The sequence below is a fragment of the Sphingopyxis sp. genome (assembly GCF_036402335.1).
Taxonomy (GTDB): domain Bacteria; phylum Pseudomonadota; class Alphaproteobacteria; order Sphingomonadales; family Sphingomonadaceae; genus Sphingopyxis.
Map to the genome: position 1 here is coordinate 1 of NZ_DASWTD010000440.1, position 2,441 is coordinate 2,441.

Annotated in this window: 2 protein-coding genes; both read left to right on the forward strand. The window is 64.2% G+C overall.

Annotation, left to right across the window (positions count from 1 at the left end; all coding sequences use genetic code 11):
- Positions 1-119: 119 nt before the first annotated feature.
- On the forward strand, positions 120-1,568 hold the full coding sequence (locus VGD20_RS14180) for a DUF3336 domain-containing protein (protein WP_331135069.1): 1,449 nt from the start codon (positions 120-122) through the stop codon (positions 1,566-1,568).
- Between the two features lie 2 nt (positions 1,569-1,570).
- Positions 1,571-2,431 (forward strand): lysophospholipase, encoded by an 861-nt coding sequence (locus tag VGD20_RS14185; protein WP_331135070.1) that lies wholly within the window; start codon positions 1,571-1,573, stop codon positions 2,429-2,431.
- Positions 2,432-2,441 lie beyond the last annotated feature (10 nt).

Genomic DNA, 2,441 nt, shown 5'->3' on the forward strand with positions numbered 1-2,441 from the left:
TCAGCAAGTCTTGGAATATTGACATATGCCTACGCCTTGCCTCCTTGCCTTGAACAAAATCGCTTCAAACCTCGATGGTGTTTTCCCTGCACTCTCCCCGCATCTCGCAGGATTACCGAATGCTTTTCACCCCGACGCTCAGCGCCGACCGCGATCTGGTGATCGCGCCCGACTACACCGCCTGGTCGAAAGCCGCGCAGGAGCATGACAGGAAATCGGGGCTTCAGGCGTGGCGCGACGCCGACGAAAGCAAGCATTTCGATTACAAGGCGATCCGCGCGCGGCTCGAAAAGCTGCGCAAGCTGTCGGCGGCGGGTGACGTCAAGGGGCTGCTCTTCGTGCTCAACGAAGGCATCCACGGCAATATCGACGGCATGGGGCACGAACGGCTCTATCAAAAGGCGCGCTTCGGCACGAAAAAGCTGATCGAGGACTATGTCGCCGAAGTCGTCGCGTCGCTCGACAAGATTGCCGCCGCGCGCAGCATCGGCCGCGAGGAAAAGCGCGATTTCTTCCGCCGTGCGCAGCATTGCTACGGCCGCTCGGCGCTGCTGCTGTCGGGCTCGGGCAGCTTCCTCTTCTTCCATATCGGCGTCGTGAAGGCATTGTGGGAAGAGGGCGTATTGCCTGCGATCATGTCGGGTGCGAGCGGCGGATCGATCGTCGCCGCGGTCGTCTGCACGCGCAAGAACGCCGATATCGGCGCCTTTCTCGAAAGCGAACGCCTCGCCAATCCCGCCCGCGATCCCGAACAGCGGCGCCTCGCGCCCGACGAGGTGCGCGAACGCCTCGCCGACCTGATCCCCGACCTGACTTTTCAGGAGGCCTATGAAGTCAGCGGCCGCCATCTCAATGTTTCGGTCGCGCCCGCCGAAAAGCACCAGAACGGCCGGCTCTTGAACGCGATCACCGCGCCGAACGTGCTGATCCGCGAGGCCGTGCTCGCGTCGTGCGCGGTGCCCGGCGTTTTCCCGCCGGTGATGCTGATGGCGCGCGACGACAAGGGCGAGCGCATTCCGTACCAGCCCGACCGGCGCTGGGTCGACGGGTCGGTGACGCACGATATTCCGACCAAGCGGCTCGAACGGCTGTACGGGGTCAACCACCATATCGTCAGCCAAGCGAACCCGATCGCGCTGCCCTTCGCGACCGACACGCGCAAGCAGATGGCGCCGATCGAGGCGATCCAGCATGCGTCGATGACGACCTTCAAGGCGTGGCTCAACGCGAACATGGTGATCTTCCAGAAACCGCTCGAGTTGATCCCGCCGCTCAACAGCATCGCGAACATGGCGCGCTCGGTGATCAACCAGGAATATACCGGCGACATCAACATCATCCGCCCGCCCAAATTCTGGTCGCCGACCAAGATCCTGAGCGATCTGGGGCAGGAGGATATCGATGAACTGATCGACACCGGCGAACGCACCGCATGGCCGAAGGTCGAGATGGTGCGCACCCAGACCGCGATCAGCCGCGCGCTCGAAGCGATCCTGGCGAAGATCGACAAGGCGGGCGACGACGGCCCCGGTCATCGCAGCGCGGCACTGAAAAAGGCGGTTCGCTGAGCATGGCGGCGGGCGCGGTGATCCTGCCGGCCGGTTCTGCGGGCGCGGGGGCGAAGCTCCACGTCACGCACTGGCTGCCCGAAGGCCGCCCGCACGCGATCATCTTGCTCGCGCACGGCTATGCCGAACATGCCGGGCGCTATGACTATGTCGCGAAACGGCTGACCGGTGCGGGCTATGCCGTCTATGCCGTCGACCATTGGGGGCATGGCAATTCGGACGGCGAGGGCGGGTATGTGCCGCGCTTCTCGGCCTTTCTCGACGGGATGGCCGAACTGCTGACCCTCGTCGAGATCAACCATGGCGATACGCCGCGCCTCCTGCTCGGTCACAGCATGGGCGGGCTGATCGCGACCCTGTTCCTCGTCGAGCGCCAGAATGATTTTGTCGCGGCGGCGCTCTCCGGCCCCGCGATCCTGCCCGCCGAACCGCCGTCGCGCTTCACCGTCTGGATCAGCCGTTTCCTCTCGCGCTTCTTCCCGCGCCTCGGCGTGCTCTCGCTCGATTCAACGGGTGTCAGCCGCGACGCGCAGGTCGTCGCCGCCTATCAGGCCGACCCGCTTGTCTATGGCGGCAAGATCGGCGCAAGGCTGGGCAAGGAATTCATGGACGCGATGGCGGTCGCGCAGGCCGACGCGCCGAAAATCCACCTTCCGATCTTGATCCAGCATGGCGAAGCCGACCGGCTCACCGCGCCGGCGGGGTCGCGTTATCTGTTCGCCAATGTCGCGTCGCAGGACAGGCGGCTCGAAATCTATCCCGGCCTGTTCCATGAAATCTATAACGAGCCCGAACGCGACGCGGTGCTGGACGACCTCGTCGGCTGGTTCGATGCGCATGTGAAGGGACGGGAGGCGGCATGAAAATCCTTCT